Here is a 19,849-nt window from a genome sequence, read left to right on the forward strand (position 1 = left end):
TCAGGCGGCTCCCTTCAGGCCGATGGCGTCATGCTCCGGAAGAAGCCGCGTCGGCATGGCGATGTGCTCGTCGTAGATGGCGCGGTAGACGCGGTCGATGGCGATCTTGTCGTAGGACTGGGCGACGCGCCGGGCGATGGCCTGGGCGCAGCGGTCGCGCCATGCACGGTCGAGCAGCAGGGCGCGCAGTTCCCGCGCGGTGTCGAGCGGGCTGGCCAGCGGCGTCACCGCCCCACCCGGCCCCAGCGGCGGCACCTCGTCCGGGCGGCCCATCAGCAGCTCGGAGCAGGAGCCGACGTCGGTCGCCACCGTCGGCACGCCCGACGCCCCGGCCTCCAGGATCACCAGTGGCTGCGCCTCGCTGACACTGGTCAGCGCGATGGCGTCGATCTTGCCCAGCCAGTCGGTCAGCCTGACCCGGCCGGCGAAGATCACCGTCTGCTCCAGCCCCAGATGCTTCACGATGCTGCGGCATTCCTCGACATAGCCGGGATCCTCCTCCAGCGGCCCCAGGATCATCGCCTTCAGGTCGGGGATGTCCTCGCGCAGGATGGCGGCAGCGCGGACATAGGTTTTCACGTCCTTGATCGGCACGACGCGGCCGATCAGGGCGATGGTCGGCGGGCGCGGGGCCGGATCGCGCTGCACCTGGGAATAGCCGGCATAGTCGATGCCGTTGGGAACGATCGTCAGCTTGGCCGGATCGGCGCCCTGGCGGCGCTGGAACTCCTGGTTTCCGCCGTACAAGGTGATGATGCGGTCGCAGGCGTCGTAGCAGGCCTTGGAATAGCTGGCGAAGGTGTCCAGCCACAGGTCGCGCAGGTCGCGCTTCTTCCTGTCGAGCGCCAGCGAGGTGTCGCCCCCCTCGAACAGCCATTCGGCCATCAGGATCTCGATGCGCCGCTCGTTGGTGTAGATGCCGTGTTCGGTCAGCAGCGCCGGCCGGCCGGTTTCCAGCCGCGCCCGCGCGGCGAACAGCCCGGCATAGCCGGTGGAGACGGCATGGTAGACCCCAGCCTGCGGCATCGGCACCAGCAGCGTGGCGAACAGCCCGCTCATCAGCGCCCGGCTGCCCCAGAAATATTCGAGGAAGGAGGCGTCCGGCAGGGCGGCCCTGCACATGCGCACCACCATCTGGAAGGCGTCCTCGGAATTCAGCAGCGCCCGCTTGCCGATCCGGCCGCGCCGGGGGGCCAGCAGCCGCAGAACCTCCGCCACCTCGGCCAGCCCGCCCCCCTGTTGCAGGCGGGCCAGCGGCTTCTCCAGCTCCTTCAGCAGCCGGCCGGTGCCGGGCTGCCAGCGCCAGCCGGCCGGCGGATCCTGGAGATAGACATGGGTCAGGCCGGTGACGTTTGGCGGCAGCTCATAGGCGAGCTTGCGGGCGCTGCGGTCGGCGACCAGGGCCACGATGTGGAAGGTCAGGTCGGAATGCGACCGGATCAGGTCATGGGTCCAGGTCGACACACCGCCCGCGACATAGGGATAGGACCCTTCCATCAGCAGGCAGACATCCGCCCTGGGGGCGTGGGGCGCTTCGGGAGGCGCTTCCGGCAGGGATGGGGCGCGGCTCATGCGGCCAGCTCCCGTCCGGCGCTGCCCGCGGCGGCCGGCGCATCGTCGCCCCCCACATCGTCGCGCCCCAGATCGTCACGCCAGAGGGCGAAGACGTCGCGCAGCGTGTCGGGCAGCTCCGCCCCGTGGCCCAGTTGGTCGGGCCGCCGGGCCGGCAGCGTCCGCAGATCGGCGAAGCGGCCGAGCCGGAACAGGCTCTCGGCATACCAGAACAGGATGCGGCGGTCCGGCGTGCGGTCGATCATCGGCTCCAGCCTTTCCGCCGCCTCCGCCGCCAGTCCGCAGCGCAGGAGCAGCCGGCCCAGGTCGTGGCGGATGCCGTCATCGTCGGGAGCGAGTTCCAGGCTGCGCCGGTAGCCGTCCAGCGCCTTGTCGCGGATCTCCGCCTCCCGGTTGGAATTGAGCAGGCCGCAGAAGGCGTAGTCGTCGAGATGGCGGGCGAGCCCTGCGAGGCTGGCGGCATCGTCGGGATGGCTGCGGACAGCGTGGTCGAGCGCCAGCCAGCGCTCGTTGAACTCATGCTCCACCCGCGCGGTCGCGGTGGCGGCCTGGACGCGGACGGACGGGTCGGCATCGGCCAGCCCGGCCTTCAGGGCGGGGGTGAAGGCGGGACGGAAATGGCGGGCGACCAGAGCGATCACCGCCTGCTTCTGCTGCGGCGAGCCGACCGACATCACGTCGGTGAAGGAGTTGCCGGCCACCAGATGGGCGTTCTCGCGGCCGGTCACGATCAGCTCGTACAGCTCCTGCGCCGGGCCGGTCTCGCTGTCGGGGAAGAGCGAGAGGTACCAGTCCTGGAAGCCGGTGGCATAGCGGCTGAACAGCGCCAGCAGCGCCGCGGTCATCAGCGTGCAGGCGGCGCCCAGCGGCCCCAGCGGAACGATGGTGACCAGCAGCAGACCGGCCAGCCGCAGGTCGCGCCCGCGCCGCGCCCGGCCGCGCACCCACAGGCCGACCAGGACGCAGAGCAGCAGATGCAGCACCGCGGCCAGCGGAACGGCAAAGGGAACTGCGGTCAGGCCGGGCGCCAGCGCCGCGGCATCGAGCAGACCGGCGGCCAGCGCCACCGCCGCCAGCTCGGCCGCACCGGCGGCCGGACGCTCGCCCGCCAGCAGGCCGGCGGGATCGGACGGGTTGGGACCGGACAGGTCGGGGGTTGGCTTGCTCATCCCGCCCCCACCGTTTGCCCGGCCGCGGAGGCCGGCGGATCGATGCGGCGGGTGACGAAGCCGATGGGGATGGTGGAGAGGCCGGCGGGCAGCGCCTGACGCACCGCACGCTCCAGCTTCGCCTCCACCTGCTTCGCGCCCTCCAGCGGCGTGCCGGCCAGGACCACGCCGAAGGAGGTGCCCTGATGGCCGAAGTCGCAGGCGAGGTCGGTGTCGCGCAGGCTGCCGCGCACCGCCTCGCCGATGGCGGCGGCGAGGTCGGCGCGCTGGGCCACCGACAGGCGCGACAGGCCGGAGGGGCGGATGGTGATGGCGGTGGTCTCGAAACCCATGCGACGGCCGAGAAGGGCGAGGAACTCCGCCTGCCGGCCGATGTAGCTGGAGGAATAAAGCGCCTCGTCGGTGAAGACCCGCTGTTCGCTGGCGGTGCGGTATTGGCGCGCCTTCGCCATCGCGGTGCCGATCCATTCGCACAGGATGCGGAAATTCTCGACCGTGTTGACGCTGAGGTCGGTGAAGCCCAGGCTTTCGATCTTCACCATGCCCAGAACTTCGCCGGTGTCGGCGCTGATCAGCGGGCCGGCCATCACGCCTTCGCCGGCGAGCACGCGCTCGTCGTCGGCCCGGTTGACGCAAAGCTGGCGCTGGCGGGCGATCACGGTCTGGAACAGCGGCGTGCCGCTGTCGAACCAGCGCGCGTAGCTGTCGGTCTCGTCGTCCCAGCCCTCGTTCGTCACCGATTCCAGAACGTCGTTGTTCAGCAGGAACAGCGAGAATTTCTCCGGCTTCATGACGGTGCGGACGAGGTCGGCGATGCCCAGCATCACCTCGCCCTCGTCGAGATGGTCGATGGACTTGGCGGCCTGATAGAGGGTGAAGACGGTGCGCAGCTGGCCGGCGACGCGGGTTTCCAGGCTTTCCTTCACCGATTTCAGCGCGCGGTAGGAGCGGGCGATGGCCTCCGCCTCCTGCCGGGCGGCGGCAAGGCCGGCGCGGAGATCCTCGCGCTCGCGCAGCTGGCGCATCCGCAGCTCGCCGAACAGCACGGCGGCGACCAGCCAGAGGATCGGCTCGCGCGTCAGGGTGAAGAGATGGTCGTAGAGATCCTGGCCGATGCCGGCATCGGGCATGTTGCCGAGCCGCAGCGCCGCCGACGCCACCAGCGCCGCCAGCACGCCCTCGTTGGTACCGTACTGGATCGCCAGCAGCAGGACCGGGATCCAGAAGGGATGCGGCTGCACCCCCTCGAAGCGCAGCCCGGCGCCGAGCCAGCCGTCCAGCCCCAGCGCCACGCCGAAGAACAGCAGCAGTTCCAGCAGGGCGACCGGCCGCAGGCCGAGCCAGCGGCGGGGCGATGCGCTATCGGCGGGGGATGGGGTCGGCAGGCTGCTCATGCGCGTCGGGGCCTCAGCGAGCGGCGGCGACGACAGGCCGCAGGCTGTCGATCATACGGGTGACCACGCGCTGGGCGACGTTGTTGACGCTGTCGCGGCTGAAATAGCCGCGGCCGGCCTCCGACTGGCTGGAGGTCCAGAGGACGGCGCCGTCCGACACCCGCATCAGCCGGGCGTTCAGGCCGACCACCGGCTCCTCGCGCAGGCCATGCTGATAGCCGTATTCCGACACGCTGCCGGCCAGCACCGCATCGACGCCCAGGGTCCGGCCGGCGGCCTGGGCGTCCAGCGGAGCGGCGTCGGGCTGCCCGTCGGTGGCGCTGGCGGCATCGGCGGCCGGCTTGCCGGCGGACAGGCGGCTGCGGACGCGGCCGACCTCCACCGTGCGGAGGCCCTCGACGCCATAGAGTTCGGTGGAGACGATGTCGGCGGCGATCTGGCCGGCATTCGGGTGGTTGGTCAGATTCTCGAAGGGCAGGACGGCGACGGTCGAGCCGGCCGGCAGCGCCCCGCCCGGCTGGGCGAAGTCGCGGCTGTTGATCCGGCCGAAGCTGCACCCCGCCAGCACCACCACGGCCGCCAGCAGCGCCGCACAGGCCCGCATATCCTTGCCCATCTTTCCGGTCCCCGTCAGCCGCATCGCCGCCCCCATTCTCCGTCCACCTTTTTTAACCATAAAGAGTTGACACACCGTCAATAGCGCCAGACAAGGGTGACGCCGGCGCTGTTCACCGCGCTGGCCGTGCCGCGCGCGGTGGAGCGGGCATGGCTGGCGCGGAAACCCAGTTCCAGACTGTCCGCCGGCTCCCATCCCAGCGAGATGGCCCCCTGGGGTCCGCTGCGGCCCCGCCGGTCGTAGGCGTAGCCGATCTGCGCCGCATAGCGGACATAGTCGGTCAGGTAATCCTCGACGTTCAGCTGCAGCGCATGGACCTCGCGCGTCGCCGCCGGCAGCGGGATGTAGGGCTGGCCATTCGCGTCCTGCCGCTCTTCCCGGTGCGCCACATATTCGGCGTCCAGCACATAGGCGACGCTGGCAAGCGGGCCGACGGCGTTCAGCGTGTAGCGCAGCGATCCCTCCAGCGTGGCGCTGCGCGCCAGATCGGCCTCGCCGGACAGCCCATAGCGGTTGTAGCCGGCGCCGAGCGACAGCGACCAGCGGTCGGACAGCCGGTTCTCGTGCTGGACGAACAGGCGGTCGCGCCGGCCGCCATCGACGATGCCCTCCAGGAAGGCGAAGCTCGGCTCGCTCCAGGCGAAACCGGCGCGGGTTTCGGACTTGTCGCCGCGCCAGAGATGGCTGTAGCCGGCACCGAGCGTCTGCGGGGCGGCATAGAGGGACAGGGTGGAGCGTTCCAGCTCCGGCCAGTCATGGGTCAGCGCCGCCTCCAGCCGGGAGCGGGCGCCATGGAACGGCTCCAGCCGGCCGTCGCCGCGGCGGGCGGAATTGACATCGACTTCACGGCGCTCCAGCACCCAGGTCAGGCTGGTGGACCGGCCAAGCTCCTGAACGCCGCTGAAGCGGGCGATGCGCTGCATGTCGGCGCCACGCACCTTCTGCCAGTCGAGGTCGAGGCGGCTGCGGTCGGCCGTCTCGTGCAGGAGCAGCGCCTTGCCCCGGACCAGCGACGGCTCGTCGGGCGTCAGTTCCAGCGCCGTGTCATAGGCCATGATCGCATCGCGCCAGCGGCCGAGCCGCTCCTCCGCCTGGGCCAGCAGGGCGGTGGACTGGGCGTCCTTCGGGTCCTGCGCCAACAGGTCGCGCAGCAGGGTCCGGGCCGGGCGGAGGTCGCCGCCCTCCATCAGCGCCAGGGCGCGGAAATAGTCGAGGCGCCGCTGGGCGGCACGGTCGGCGGCCTGCACCTCGCGGCTGGGAGCGGCGGCGGAGCGGGTCAGGGCGACGCTGAGGCCGGCGGGGTCGGTGGCGACCGCCGCCTCGACACCGGGGCCGAGCACCAGCACGACGCTGTCGTAGCCGTAGAGGATGTTGTCGACCCAGGATTCCAGCCGCTCCGGCACGCGGTCGAGCGGCAGTTCGCCCGAGACGTCGCCGAGCGGGCGGCTGAAGCGGAGCACCAGCTCGCGGCCGTCGCGCTGGGTTTCCGTGGTGACGGTGCCGGACCAATGCAGGGCGAAGCGGGCAGCGCTGTTCTCACGCATCGCCTCCACCCTCGCCGGTTGGGCGGGGGCGGGGGTGGCGAGGAGGATGAGGGTAAGGAGGGCAAACACACCCGCCTTCGTTCCCCTCTCCCCCCGGGGGAGAGGGTCAGGGTGAGGGGGATGCACCGCGTGACTTTCCGAGGATCCTCGCTGCGCATCCCCCTCACCCTCCCCGCGCCGCGGGCGCGGGATCCCTCCCTCTCCCCGGGGGGAGAGGGTATTGAAAGCGGGAAAGCCGGGAAACGATCACGGAAGGGCCAGGACACGGCGGGCCTCCGGCAGTCGTCCGTTTTCGATCAGCATCGATGCGTAGTCGGCCTTCAACTGGCGGTCGGCCGGGCGGCGCTTGCGCAGGCCCTCGAACAGCGCCACGGCATCGTCGACCTTGCCCAGCCGGTTCAGCAGGTTCGCCTCCGTCTGGGTCGTTCCGTCGCCGCGCGTGGCGCGGGCGCGCAGTTGCGACAGGGCGGTGCGGTAGAAGGGGGTCGCGGCGGTCGGGCGCTTCAGCGCGGTCAGCGCCTCGCCCAGGAAGTAATGCGCCTCGTAATCGTTGGGGCCGGTGGCGACATAGCGGCGCAGCAGGCGTTCGGCGTCGGCGAGGCGGTTCTCGTCATAGGCCAGCATGCCCAGCTGGCGCAGCGCGTCGGCATCCTCCGGCTTGCGCGCCAGCAGGGCGGTCCAGGCCTGCGAGGCGGAGGCACGCTGGCCGGTCTGCTCGGCGAGGCGGGCATAGCGGCGCAGCCGGTCCGGAGAGGCCTCCTCGGCCAAGGCGGCGCGCACGGCGTCGGCCAGCTCCTTGCCCTTGCCGGCCGCCGCCAGCGCCTCGATGTAGGGGGTCTTCAGGGCCGGCTGGGCCGGGGCGGCAGCCTGCCCGCCAAGCCCGGCGATGACGCGCCGGCCGCCGCCATAGTCGGCGAGGCGGTCGTACCACGCGGCCTGCTCGGCCGGGCTGCCGGCGGTCTTGGCCCGCGCCTCGATCCAGTCCATCCCGGACGCCGGCGGGCGCGGCCCCCAGAGATACGCGAGCTGCTTGAAGTCCTCGCTCTGCGGCCCTTGCCCGGCGGCCAGCCGTTGCAGCGCCTGCTCGGCCCCCGCCTTGTCGCCGAGCGCCAGCAGCGCCGAAACCGGCTCCCGCCGGCGGTCGGCCGGCAGACGGTCGTCGGTGGCGCGGGCCAGCAGATAGCGGCGCAGGTCGGCCTTGCGCCCCAGCTTGGTCAGCGTGTCGCGGTAGAGCGAATCCTCCGCCTCGACCAGCGGCGCGGCGGCGGCGCGGCCTTGCAGCAGGGCGGCGAGATCGGGCAGCGCGTTCGCCTTGGCCGCAGCGTCGGCATAGACGCTCAGCCAGTCCTCGCCGGACCGCGTCCCCCCTTGGCGCTCCGCCCAGGCCCGCAGCAGCGGCAGCGCCGCGCGATAGGCCTTGTGGTCGAGCAGCATGGTGACGATGGCCTGCTGGTCCGCGTCGGACAGGGTGCCGCGCGCCAGCTTGGCGGTCAGGTGGCGGGCCAGCTCCTCCGACCGGCCGGCGCCGTCGAGCGCGGCGATGTAGGCTGCCTCCACCTCCGCACTGCCGCCGCCAACAAGCAACGAATCCAGCAGCGGAGCCAGCAACGGCAGCGCGTCGGCCGGCTTGCCGGTGGCGGTCAATGCGCCAGCCAGCGCCAGACGGCTGCGCGCCGAGGGGTCGAGCGCGAAGGCACGCTGGGCGGCTGCCAGCGCCAGGGCGGCGGCAGGACGAGCGGCACGCGGATCTGTGGCGGGATTTGTGGCGGCGCGTTCGGCGGCGCTGCCGGCGATGTCCTGCAACAGGGCGAGCGGCAGCTTGGGCTGGCCGGCCAGCCAGTCGGCGACCGCGGCCGGATCGCCGGCCTTGGCGGCCAGCCGCGCCCAGCCCTGGGCGGCGGCCGGAGACTGCGTGGCCTGCCGCCGCGCCGTGAACCAGGCACGACCGGCCGGGGCGCGGTCGAAGTCGATGAACAGGGCGGCCATCTCCTCCAGCACTTCCTCCGGCACGGTGCCCGACAGCGGCAGCCGGTCGAAGGCGGCGACCGCGGCGGTGCGGCGGCCGGTGCGGTCGAGGATGCGGATCGCGACCAGCCGGTCGCCCATCATCAGCCCCTTGCCCGCCGGTCCATCGCCGGCAAGCGCCCGCTCCGCCCACCCCGCAGCGGCGGCGGGGTCGCCGCGGCCGAGCGCGATGTTGGCCGCCAGGATCGGGTAATCGTCGAGGAACTCGTCGCCCAGCTCACGGTAGAGGCGGTCGGGGAAGGCCCGGTCGCCGTCGCGCAATGCGGTTTCCGCCAGCCCGGCCAGGACCCAGTCGGGCACCAGATGCAGGTCGCGTCCCCTGGTCGCCTCCAGCGCCGCGCGCGGCATGCCGGCATTCGCCTCCAGCGCCAGCAGCCGGCCGAACTGCGCATCCTCCACCGGACCGGAAAGCGCCGACAGGCGGGTCCGCGCCGGCTCCCGCCGGTCGGTGGCGATCAGCAGGTCGATGTAGGTCAGCTCCAGCGCCAGCACGGGAGCGCGGCCCGCCACCTGCGACCCTATAACCTGTGGCTCAATCAGCCGCAGCCCGAGATCGGGGCGCGATGCTGCGGCAAGCTGGCTCGCCAGACCGATCATGTCGGCGACGGTGGGCCGCTCGCCCAGCCAGCGCCGGGCGCGCTCATAGGCCTCGTCCTCGCGGTCGAGGTCGATCAGCAGGCTCATCAGCAGCTCGCGGCTGTCGGGCTGGATGTTGCCCGTGGCGCGGTCGTCGGCGCGCAGCAGCCAGTCCACCGCGCCGGCAGGATCGCCGCGCGAGGCCAGCAGCGCCGCCAGCTCCTGCGGGGCCTCGACATCCTCCGGCCGCAGGGTGCAGTAGCGGACCAGCGCCTCGGCCTTCATCGCCATCCGGTTGCGGAAGCCGGCGGCATAGGCCAGCTCGCGGAACAGGTCGGCGCTGTTGCGCATCTCCGCCAGCGCCTTCAGGTTCTCCAGCCGGTCGCCCGGCCGCTGTGCGTCCTGATAGAGACGGTCGAGCAGTTCGCGGGCCTCGACGGAGGACGGCTCGGCGGCAAGGAATCCCTCGGTCAGCTCGATGGCGCGATCGACGTCGCCCTGGGCCAGAGTCAGGCGGGTCAGCGGCATCACCGTGGCGCCGCTGCGGTCGCCGGCGGCATAGCGCTGCTCGTAGGCGTCGCGGGCGCTGTCGTAATCGCGGTCGCGGAATTTTTGCAGGGCAAGCTCGGCGCTGTGCGGAATCAGCAGCAGGCTGGCGCCGACACCGGCCAGCAGGATCAGCAGGACGACGAGGAGGTTCGCGCGCATGGCCGCCCTACCCCGCCGCGCCGTCGGTGGCACGGAAGCGCAGCAGCAGCGGCGCGATGGCGGACACCGGCACAGTCAGCGTCAGCCGGCCGTCGGCATCCGCGCCGGCGCTGCCCGACCACAGGCGGGTGCCGTTGCGTTCCGCCGTGACGGTCCAACGGCCGGGCCGCGGCACCTGCCAGACCATGCCGCCCGCACCGTAACCGGTGGCGGCGACCTGGAAGCCGTGATCGTCCGGCGCGAAGGCCGAGAAGGCCCAGCGCCCCTGCACCAGATAGGGCATGGTGGCCGGCGGGTCGCGGTCGGCGCGGTCGGTCTCGGTCAACGCCACCACCGGCTCCGCCACCGCGGGGTCGAGCGCCACATAGAGGCTGCCCTGGCTGTGGCGCTGGCCCAGCACGCCGCTGGAGCGGGCGAAATCGACCGCGTCGGCACTTGCATGGTCGAAGCGCAGCGTGTTCAGCGCCCCACGGTCGCGCACGCGCCAGCGCCGCCCGCTTCCCTGGCCGTCCAGCGGCTCGAAGCGGGTGGTGTAATAGCCCTCGGCGATGCGGGCGTAGGTGGAGGCGGCGACCGGCGCCAGCTCCTGCCCTTGCGCGGCGGTCAGCACCGAGACGAGCGCGTTGAGGCTGGCCGGCTTCTGGCCGGTGTACATGTGGTAATAGACGTTGAAGGGCTTCAGCCGCAGCGGACTGCCGGCATGCCGCATGGTGTTGACCAGATTGCGGTAGCCATAGAAGCGGTTGGTCCACAGATCGGTGTAGGTGTTCTCGTTGCTGCCGGCGGCGTAGATCTGGCGTTCCGCCCCCACCGGCAGGCCGATGGGCGGCAGCCCGGTGATGGACGGGAAATCGGCGTCGAACCGCGCGTCGCCGCCGTTGATGTTGACCCCGCCGGCCTTGCGCACCGCCGCCAGCGCCGCCTCGAAGGGAGAGGTGTCGCCCGACCATTGCACCAGCACCGCCCGCTTGCCGGCGGGAGCCAGCCGGGTGAAATAGTCGAGAGCGCCGCCGATCTCCTGGTCTAGGTCGAAGGGCTGCTGCAGATAGGCGCGCGGCACGGCATAGCGGCCGATGTCCGACACTTCGCCCGCCTCTTCCGCCGCATGGTCGTCACTTTTCCCGGGCTTGCGGCTGCCGTCGCGGTCGAGGAAGGGCGCCTCGGCCTGCCGGCTGTAGTCCTTGAAGAAGGCCCACTGGAAGGGGTGGGTCCAGGTGTGGCTGGACGGCTCGACCTGCGGCAGGGCGAACAGCGCCTTGGCCGCCGCCAGCGAGTCCGGCGTGCCCTTCCAGGTCGGGTCGAGGTCGCCGACGATGGGGGCGACGCTGACCGGCAGGTCGGGGAAGGCTTCGATGGCGGCGGTGCGCACCATGTCGGCGGACAGCACGCGGCGGGCGGCATAGGGCGCCACCTCGGTCACGTTGCGCCAGCCGTCGCCGTCGATGTGGCTGAAATAGAGCCGCCGCCCGGACAGGGTGGTGATGTCGGGCTTCGGCAGATCGTCGGTGGCGAAGCTGTCGTGGAAGAAGGCGAAGGGATCGACGATCCATTCGCGCCGGTTGTACTCGGCGTCGAAATAGCGGGCATACCCCTCGGTCACCAGACCGCCGGCCGGGCCGGTGACCACCAGATGGCTGTCGCTGGCCGGATCGTCGCCGCGCCGCATCGTCAGATGGGAGGCGAAGCGCTCGTCGGTCTTGCGGAACAGGGGATAGCCCGGCAGCACACCCGACAGCGGCCGTTCGAACCCGATCGTCCCGTCGGCCAGCGCCGGCTTGGACTTGTAGGTCAGGTCGGAATAGCCGTCGTCGTCGCGCAGACCGAAGCGGGCGAAGAAACGGTTGGAGACGGCCAACGGCACCGGCTTGCCGCCGCGCTCCAGCCGCACCCCCGGCTGCCCCAGCACGGCGAAGCGGATGCCGCGGTCCATCGCACGGGCCGCCCAGCCGACATAGGCACCGACATCGGGGAAGGGCTCGCCCGCGAACCAGCTGACGACGCCGCGCAGGTCGGGATAGCGCGACAGGTCGGGCAGACCGTCGGCGACGTTCCAGTAGACCACCGACAATCCCAGATGGTTCAGCGGCAGTTCCGCCATCGTATGGATACGGCTGAGGCGGATCGTGCTTTCCTCGCGCAGGTCGACCAGCGCCAGGATGGTGCGCGGCACCGTCCGCTGCGTCGTCGCGGCGACGGATGTGCCGGCGGCAAGCGCGGGAAGCGCCGCACCGGGCAGGAGCATGGCGAGTGCCAAGGCTGCCGCCCGGATGCCAGCTTGGAACCGGCACCTCACCGCGGCGGCTCCGGGATCAGGCGGTCGAGTTCGACCGTCGCGACATAGGGGGAAAAGCCGTTGGCCCGTTGCAGGTCGTAGATCGCCCGCACCCCCGCCGCGTCGGACGGGGTCCAGTAGTCCAGCGTGTGGAGGCCGAGCTGCGGGTTCAGCGCGCCGGCCGCCTTCAGCGCGTCGACCTGGAACCGGTAATCCTCGGCACTCTGGCGGTGCGGGCGCTTGGCGGCGAAATCCCAGCCGGCATAGACGCTCTCGCCCAGCGCATGGCTCAGCAGCGGGGCGGTCTGCGGCAGGATCTCATAGCCGCGGTTCTGCATCAGGCCGATGTCCGGCCAGTTGCGGCGGATGGCCCGCACCAGCGCCGCCGCCGCGTCGGTCATGCCGCTCCAGCGCTTCGGGTCGGTGCGTTCCAGATGCGGCGGGTTGTCGAGCGTGTCGAGGAAGACCCCGTGGAAGCCCTCGCGCAGGATGGCGGGGACCAGTTCCTCCACCACCAGCTTGACCCAGCGGCGGTCGCGCACATCGACATAGAAGCTGCCGGGCCAGTTGGGGTTTTCCTGATCCAGGATGCCCCACCCCTTCACCCGACCGAACCAGGGGCGGTGCGTCTCGACCTCGCCCACGCTGAGATAGCCGAGCAGGGTCTTGCCCCGGTCGGCCAGCGGTTGCAGCGGCGGGTGGGTCCTGCTGTCCAGCACCAGCAGCCGGTAAGGCTGAAAGGCGGCCGGCGGTGCGGCATCGGCGTAATAGACCGCCCAGGGAACAGCAGGGGCCGGAGCAGCGGGAGCTTGGCCGGAGTTTGCAGCCCGCAGAGTCCTGCTGGGCAGCGCCAGCAGCGCCGCACCCGACAAGAGCCCGCCGGCGACCGCGCGCCGCCCGATCAAACCATTGATCACGCCACCCTGCCCCGATCAGTCAGCCGAGCTCTTCGCCCGGACCCGTCAGCCCAGCCACGCCAGCGTCTGGCGCAGCCCGTCTTCCAGCGGCGTGTCGCAACTCATGCCGAAGGCGGCGACCAGACGCGTGGGATCGCCGATGGATGTCCGGATGTCGCCCGGCCGCGCCGGACCGTAGCGCCGGTCGAGCGGCCGGCCCGACAGGTCGGCCAGCACCTCCGCCAGCCGGTTGACCGAAGTCGGACGGCCGGTGCATACATTGTAGACCGGTGCGCCCGGCTGCGGATGTCCCATCGCCGCAGTCAGGTATCGCACCGAATCCTTTACAAAGATGAAATCCCGCACCTGCTCGCCGTCCCCATTGACGGTGATCGGCTCGCCCCTGGCGATGCGGCCGGCGAAAATGGAGATGACGCCGGAATAGGGGGATTTCGGATCCTGGCGCGGGCCATAGACATTGAAGAAGCGGAAGCCGGCGGTCGGCACGCCATGCACCCCGTCCGCTACCCGTGCATGCAGCTCGCAGCCCAGCTTGTCGGCGCCATAGGCCGACAGCGGACGGGTCGCCGCATCCTCGGTCAGCGGCATATTGGGATTGTCGCCGTAGACCGCAGCGGAGGAGGCGTAGATCACCGGAACCGGGCCGGCCGGATTGGCGTGGCGAGCGGCGTCGAACACGGCGATGGTGCCGGACAGGTTGGCGTGGTGGGTCTCCAGCCATGCCTCGCGCGACCGGTCGACCGAGGCGACGGCGGCCATATGGAAACAGCCGTCCACCCCCTCACCGTCCTCGCCGGCCATCGCCGCCCGAACCGCATCGGCATCGGCCACGTCGCCGACGGTCACAGGCACGCCGTCCGGCAGGTTTTCACGCTTGCCGGTGGACAAATCGTCCAGCACCCGGACCTTGTGCCCGGCCGCCAGCAGCCGCTCGATCAGGTGCGAGCCGATGAAGCCGCAACCCCCGGTAACCAGATAACGCGCCATCGCTGCGGCCCCTCCGCTTTTGCGTGTGTTTGACGTGATACGCGGAGTTTGGAACGCCGGATTTGAAAAATCTCGAACCGGGTTCAAATCGGCTGCAAAAAAGATCAGGCCGGCAGGAAGCCGGCGACGGAAGCCTGGAATTCCTTGGGCTTGATCGGCTTCGACACATGGCCGTCGAAGCCCGCTTCGGTCAGCCGGCGCTTGTCCGCAGGCGTGGCGAGGTTGGTGACGGCCAGCACCGGGGTGGCGGCCAGGGCCGAGTCGGCGCGGATCTGGCGGATGAGTTCAAGCCCGGACAGGCCGGGCATGACGATGTCCATCACCACCAGATCGGGCGCCATATCGCGCATCAGATCCATCACCGAAGTGGCGTCCGACGCCTCGACGACGGTGAAGCCGCCCTCCTCGAGGCAGCGGACGAAGAGCTTGCGCATCAACACATTGTCTTCGACAACCAGGATCGTCCGCGTTTTCTCGACCGTGTCCAACATTCCGCCATCCAAGCCTTGTGGCCGAACACCATGGCGTGAGCGGCATCGCCGGCATCCGGAAGGACGCAGCGCGCGACCCTGCGCTGCACACGAATGCCATCATTCACGCATGGTTCGCTCTCTATCCCTTTTTGGGTTGCAGGTCAAGCCATGCGCGATAGGGCTCTACCCCAGTTGGCGAGTTGTCTCATGGAAACGATTCAAGTCCTCTCGCTTTTGACGCGCATTGGCAGCGTCGATGGCACGCCTGTCCCCGATAAGGTTCACATACACCAACCACCTTCATGAGGTTTCTTTTGCCTGGTCTTTGTCCTAATTACGAAAATCAGAACCGACCTTTTCTGAGGGAACCGCATAATTGAAATGGCGTTCGAAATAATTATGCGGCCCCCCGCTCCGAAAGCGTCCACTCGCTGCCGGCGGATCAGCCTTTCTTGCCGCCGCCATGCGGCAGGTAGCTCTGGACGAGATCCTTGGCGGTGTCCTTCAGCATGTCCCAGACCTCCGGATCGCCCTTGGCCAGCGTCGCCATCATCGCCGCCGCGTTCTTCAGGGTGATGTGCGGCGGCAGCGGCGGGACATTGGGATCGGTGTAGGCCTCGACGAGCACCGGACCGCGAGTCGCCATCGCCTCGTCCCAGACAGCGGCGAGGTCTTCGGGCTTGTCGACGAACAGGCCCTTGAAGCCGAGCAGTTCGGCATAGCGGGCATAGGGGAAATCGGGAAGCTCCTGCGAGGCCTCGAACTTCGGATCGCCATTCTGGGCGCGCATCTCCCAGGTCACTTGGTTGAGGTCGCGGTTGTTCAGCACCAGCACGACGAAGCGCGGGTCGCTCCACTGCTTGCAGTATTTCGACAGGGTGATCAGCGCATTCATACCATTCATCTGCATGGCGCCGTCACCGACGATGGCCAGCACCGGACGGTCGGGATGGGCGAACTTGGCCGCCAGGGCGTAGGGCATGCCCGGTCCCATGGTGGCGAGACCGCCGCACAGCGTCGCCTTCATTCCACGTCTGATCTTGATGTCGCGGGCGTACCAGTTGGTGCCCGACCCGGTGTCGCAGGCGATCACCACGTCATCGGGCAGCCGCGGCGACAGCTCCCAGAAGACGCGCTGCGGGTTCAGCGGCGTCGCGTCGTTCATGGCGCGGGCTTCCAGCACTTTCCACCAGTCGGCGACGCCCGCCTCGATCCGCTCGCGCCAGGAGCGGCCCTGCTTGCGCTGGAGCAGCGGGATCAGGTCGCGCAGGGTGCCGGCGCTGTCACCGACCAGATTGACCTCCATCGGATAGCGGATGCTCAGCATCTTCGGGTCGATGTCGATCTGCACGCCGCGCGCCTGCCCCTCCTTGGGCAGGAACTCCGAATAGGGGAAGCCAGAGCCGATCATCAGCAGCGTGTCGCAGTTCACCATCATCTCATAGCTCGGCCGGGTGCCGAGCAGGCCGATGGAGCCGGTGACGAAGGGCAGGTCGTCGGGCAGCGCCGCCTTGCCGAGCAGCGCCTTGGCGACGCCGGCCCCCAGGATGTCGGCGATCTCGATCACCTCGTCGGTGGCGTTCAACGCGCCGGCGCCGACCAGGATCGCCACCTTGCTGCCGGCATTCAGCACATCGGCGGCGCGGCGCAGGTCGGCCTCGGCCGGACGCACCACGGGGGCCGACCAGCCGACGCCGGAATGGATGGTGCCGTGGACATGCGCCGGCGCCTCGACCGCGTCCATCTCCTGCAGGTCGTTGGGCATGATGATGCAGGTCACCGTGCGCTCGGCCTTGGCGATCCGCACCGCCCGGTCGACGATATGGCGCACTTGGGCCGGGGTGGAGGCCATCTGCACATACTCGCCGGCCACATCCTTGAAGAGGGAGACGAGGTCGACCTCCTGCTGGTACTGGCCGCCCAGCGCGGTCAGCGCCTGCTGGCCGACAATGGCGAGCACCGGCTGATGGTCGAGCTTCGCATCGTACAGCCCGTTCAGCAGATGGATGGCGCCGGGACCGGAGGTGGCGAGGCAGACGCCCATCTCACCGGTGTATTTGGCGTGCGCCGTCGCCATGAAGGCGGCCAGCTCCTCGTGGCGGGGCTGGATGAACTCGAACCGGTCGCCGGCACGGGCGAGCGCGCCGACCAGCCCGTTGATGCCGTCGCCGGGATAGCCGAAGACCCGCTTCACGCCCCACTCGGAGAGCCGCTGCCAGAAGAAATCGCTGACGTTCGGAGCCATTGTCGCCTCTCTTGTCTCTGCTCGGATGTCACCGCCGTTTCTGTTTCAACTGTGCGCCGCCCCATCGGTTCGCCGGAGACCGCGGTTTTTTTGCCCGCCCTCAAATCGGACCGATCCGGCCGGCAGGGCGTTATCGTGTGCAGCAACAGGGAGACAGCGATGGCCGAGGCCAACATCGATGACCGCTCCAGCTTCGAACGGGCTTACGAGCGGCACGCCTTCGAACAGGATGCGGCGGCGAACGCGCGCAGCGACACGACGACCGTCCATGGCGTGACCATCCTCTCCGCGGCCGATGCCAACGGGCGGATCGAGCTGTCGCGCAGCACGCGGCATGTCGGGGAAGGAAACCCGGAGGGAGACACCGTCTTCGTCGCGGCGTTCCGCGTTCACGACAGCGCCGCCGAGGCTGCCGCCCCCTATTCCGGCTCCGTCGAACCGACCGGCGAAGCCCCGGGCGAGGCCGCCGACGAGTACAGCAGCTTCATCGATCAGCTGGTGGAAGCCGCGAAAGGGGCGCGGTTCAAGCCGGACATCGGCCGCGGCGAAGAGAGGCTGACCGGCTTCCACGGCGGCTGATAAACAGCGAAACGCCCCGTCTCATTCGAGCCGGGGCGTTTCCGATGTGTGTGAAGATGCGAGCCTATGCGCTTTTTTGTATTGAGCGTCTCTTGTGCCTGAGCGACCTGGCGGCGACCTACTCTCCCACGTCTTAAGACGCAGTACCATTGGCGCGGAGGCTTTTCACGGCCGAGTTCGGGATGGGATCGGGTGTTTGACACCTCGCCATGACCACCAGGTCACCGAGGCACAAGACCGACGCTCGTTACCGAAAGCGCGTATGCTTGTTCGTGCAAGTGATTTGAGGATGTATCGAACGGCGATGCGCTGGTCAAGCACTGCTTGGAACAGACTTGCTGCTGCGCATGGCGCGGTTAGTGTGGTGTCGAGATCAAGCCGATCGAGCGATTAGTAAGGCTTAGCTTCAGGCATTGCTGCCCGTCCACATGCCTCCTATCGACGTGATGGTCTGTCACGGCTCTCAAGGGAGCTCTGGTTTAGAGGTGGGTTTCCCGCTTAGATGCTTTCAGCGGTTATCCCGTCCATACTTAGCTACCCGGCCATGCCACTGGCGTGACAACCGGTGCACCAGAGGTATGTCCATCCCGGTCCTCTCGTACTAGGGACAAATCCTCGCAAAACTCCGACACCCACGGCAGATAGGGACCGAACTGTCTCACGACGTTCTAAACCCAGCTCACGTACCACTTTAATCGGCGAACAGCCGAACCCTTGGGACCTGCTCCAGCCCCAGGATGTGATGAGCCGACATCGAGGTGCCAAACGACTCCGTCGATATGGACTCTTGGGAGTCATCAGCCTGTTATCCCCGGCGTACCTTTTATCCGTTGAGCGATGGCCCGTCCACGTGGAGCCACCGGATCACTATGGCCGACTTTCGTCTCTGCTCGACTTGTCAGTCTTGCAGTCAGGCGGGCTTATGCCATTGCACTCGTCGAGCGATTTCCGACCGCTCTGAGCCCACCATCGCGCGCCTCCGTTACACTTTGGGAGGCGACCGCCCCAGTCAAACTACCCGCCATGCAGGGTCCCGGACCCGGATAACGGGCCACGGTTAGATGCCAGAGACTTCAAGGGTGGTATTTCAAGGTTGGCTCCACACGAGCTGGCGCCCATGTTTCCAAGCCTCCCACCTATCCTACACATGAAGTCCCTAGCACCACTGCAAAGCTGTAGTAAAGGTGCACGGGGTCTTTCCGTCTGACCGCGGGAACTCCGCATCTTCACGGAGAGTTCAATTTCGCTGAGTTGGTGTTGGAGACAGCGGGGAAGTCGTTACGCCATTCGTGCAGGTCGGAACTTACCCGACAAGGAATTTCGCTACCTTAGGACCGTTATAGTTACGGCCGCCGTTTACCGGGGCTTCAATTCAGAGCTTGCACTCCTCCTCTTAACCTTCCGGCACCGGGCAGGCGTCAGACCCTATACGTCGCCTTGTGTGGCTTCGCAGAGCCCTGTGTTTTTAGTAAACAGTCGCTACCCCCTGGTCTGTGCCCCCCGCCATGGCTTGCGCCACAACGGGGCCCTCTTCTTCCGAAGTTACGAGGGCAATTTGCCGAGTTCCTTCAACACCATTCTCTCAAGCGCCTGGGTATACTCTACCAGTCCACCTGTGTCGGTTTGGGGTACGGTCTATATGGCGGGGCTATTTCCTGGAACCGGTCCACAGCACGATCAATCCGATAAGATCGTACACGCTTTCCAATCCGTCACCTCCGCCAGGCCCACGAATATTAACGTGGTTCCCATCGACTACGCCTTTCGGCCTCGCCTTAGGGGCCGGCTCACCCTGCGTGGATTAACCTTGCGCAGGAACCCTTGGACTTTCGGCGACAGTGTTTCTCACACTGTTTGTCGCTACTCATGTCAGCATTCTCACTTCCGATACCTCCAGGCGGCCTCACGGACACCCTTCGCAGGCTTACGGAACGCTCCGCTACCACGTGATCAAAGATCACATCCGCAGCTTCGGTACACGGCTTGAGCCCCGATACATTTTCGGCGCAGGCCGGCTTAACTAGACCAGTGAGCTATTACGCTTTCTTTAAAGGATGGCTGCTTCTAAGCCAACCTCCTGGTTGTCATGGCCTTCCCACATCCTTTCCCACTTAGCCGTGATTTGGGGACCTTAGCTGGCGGTCTGGGCTGTTTCCCTCTCGACGATGGACCTTAGCACCCACCGTCTGTCTGCCGGACTGCACTCTGCGGTATTCGGAGTTTGGTTAGGTTTGGTAAGGCTCGCGCCCCCCTAGCCCATCCAGTGCTCTACCCCCGCAGGTGATATCCGACGCGCTACCTAAATAGCTTTCGCGGAGAACCAGCTATTTCCTGATTTGATTGGCCTTTCACCCCTAGCCACAGGTCATCTCCGACTTTTTCAACAGGCGTGAGTTCGGTCCTCCAGTGCGTGTTACCGCACCTTCAACCTGCCCATGGCTAGATCATCAGGTTTCGGGTCTAAAGCATGCAACTCGGTCGCCCTATTCAGACTCGCTTTCGCTGCGCCTCCACCTACCGGCTTAAGCTCGCTGCATACTCTAAGTCGCTGACCCATTATACAAAAGGTACGCCGTCACCCCGTAAAGAGGCTCCGACTGCTTGTAGGCATCCGGTTTCAGGAACTGTTTCACTCCCCTTGTCGGGGTGCTTTTCACCTTTCCCTCACGGTACTGGTGCACTATCGGTCACTGAGGAGTACTTAGGCTTGGAGGGTGGTCCCCCCACGTTCAGACAGGGTTTCACGTGCCCCGCCCTACTCGAGCATCCGAT

12 protein-coding genes and 2 rRNA genes (1 of these 14 cut by a window edge) are annotated in these 19,849 nt (G+C 68.3%); 1 reads left to right on the forward strand and 13 read right to left on the reverse strand.

Going from position 1 to position 19,849, the window contains the following annotated elements:
• From pelF to ABNQ40_RS12935, 11 genes are all read right to left on the reverse strand, one after another.
• On the reverse strand, positions 1–1,572 hold the full coding sequence (gene pelF, locus ABNQ40_RS12885) for a GT4 family glycosyltransferase PelF (protein ID WP_109049734.1): 1,572 nt from the start codon (positions 1,570–1,572) through the stop codon (positions 1–3).
• A complete protein-coding gene (locus ABNQ40_RS12890) occupies positions 1,569–2,741 on the reverse strand; it encodes a hypothetical protein (RefSeq protein WP_391346767.1) in 1,173 nt (390 codons plus the stop codon). Before ABNQ40_RS12890 ends, pelF begins: the two co-directional genes overlap by 4 nt.
• Positions 2,738–4,135: a GAF domain-containing protein gene (locus ABNQ40_RS12895; protein ID WP_109049733.1), complete on the reverse strand. Its 1,398-nt coding sequence runs from the start codon at positions 4,133–4,135 to the stop codon at positions 2,738–2,740. The genes ABNQ40_RS12890 and ABNQ40_RS12895 overlap by 4 nt, the downstream gene beginning before the upstream one ends.
• A 13-nt stretch (positions 4,136–4,148) precedes the next feature.
• The gene (locus tag ABNQ40_RS12900) at positions 4,149–4,751 is read right to left on the reverse strand and encodes a hypothetical protein (RefSeq protein WP_247879767.1); all 603 of its coding nucleotides are present in this window, start codon (positions 4,749–4,751) and stop codon (positions 4,149–4,151) included.
• Positions 4,752–4,828: 77 nt separating this feature from the next.
• Positions 4,829–6,364, reverse strand: coding sequence for a tetratricopeptide repeat protein (locus tag ABNQ40_RS12905; protein WP_391346771.1), 1,536 nt, complete (start codon positions 6,362–6,364; stop codon positions 4,829–4,831).
• A 177-nt stretch (positions 6,365–6,541) separates the two neighbouring features.
• A complete protein-coding gene (locus tag ABNQ40_RS12910) occupies positions 6,542–9,604 on the reverse strand; it encodes a tetratricopeptide repeat protein (protein WP_391346773.1) in 3,063 nt (1,020 codons plus the stop codon).
• 7 nt (positions 9,605–9,611) lie between these two features.
• The gene (locus ABNQ40_RS12915; protein ID WP_391346776.1) at positions 9,612–11,858 is read right to left on the reverse strand and encodes a hypothetical protein; all 2,247 of its coding nucleotides are present in this window, start codon (positions 11,856–11,858) and stop codon (positions 9,612–9,614) included.
• A 35-nt stretch (positions 11,859–11,893) separates the two neighbouring features.
• Complete coding sequence (locus tag ABNQ40_RS12920) at positions 11,894–12,793, reverse strand: endo alpha-1,4 polygalactosaminidase (protein ID WP_109049728.1); 900 nt, start codon at positions 12,791–12,793, stop codon at positions 11,894–11,896.
• Positions 12,794–12,838: 45 nt separating this feature from the next.
• Complete coding sequence (locus tag ABNQ40_RS12925; RefSeq protein ID WP_391346778.1) at positions 12,839–13,780, reverse strand: SDR family oxidoreductase; 942 nt, start codon at positions 13,778–13,780, stop codon at positions 12,839–12,841.
• 104 nt (positions 13,781–13,884) lie between these two features.
• Positions 13,885–14,271, reverse strand: coding sequence for a response regulator (locus tag ABNQ40_RS12930; protein ID WP_109049726.1), 387 nt, complete (start codon positions 14,269–14,271; stop codon positions 13,885–13,887).
• Positions 14,272–14,695: 424 nt separating this feature from the next.
• Positions 14,696–16,498, reverse strand: a complete 1,803-nt coding sequence (locus ABNQ40_RS12935) for a thiamine pyrophosphate-requiring protein (RefSeq protein WP_109049725.1) — start codon at positions 16,496–16,498, stop codon at positions 14,696–14,698.
• Positions 16,499–16,657: 159 nt separating this feature from the next.
• Between ABNQ40_RS12935 and ABNQ40_RS12940 the strand changes: the two genes are divergently transcribed.
• Positions 16,658–17,077, forward strand: a complete 420-nt coding sequence (locus ABNQ40_RS12940) for a hypothetical protein (RefSeq protein WP_109049724.1) — start codon at positions 16,658–16,660, stop codon at positions 17,075–17,077.
• Positions 17,078–17,182: 105 nt separating this feature from the next.
• On the opposite strand, the gene rrf is transcribed toward ABNQ40_RS12940, so the two are convergent.
• Positions 17,183–17,298: ribosomal RNA gene (gene rrf, locus ABNQ40_RS12945) — 5S ribosomal RNA — on the reverse strand.
• 148 nt (positions 17,299–17,446) lie between these two features.
• Positions 17,447–19,849 (reverse strand): 23S ribosomal RNA (locus ABNQ40_RS12950) (it continues 342 nt past the right edge of the window).

It is taken from the genome of Azospirillum sp. A23, assembly GCF_042938965.1.
In the GTDB taxonomy this organism is placed as follows: domain Bacteria; phylum Pseudomonadota; class Alphaproteobacteria; order Azospirillales; family Azospirillaceae; genus Azospirillum; species Azospirillum melinis.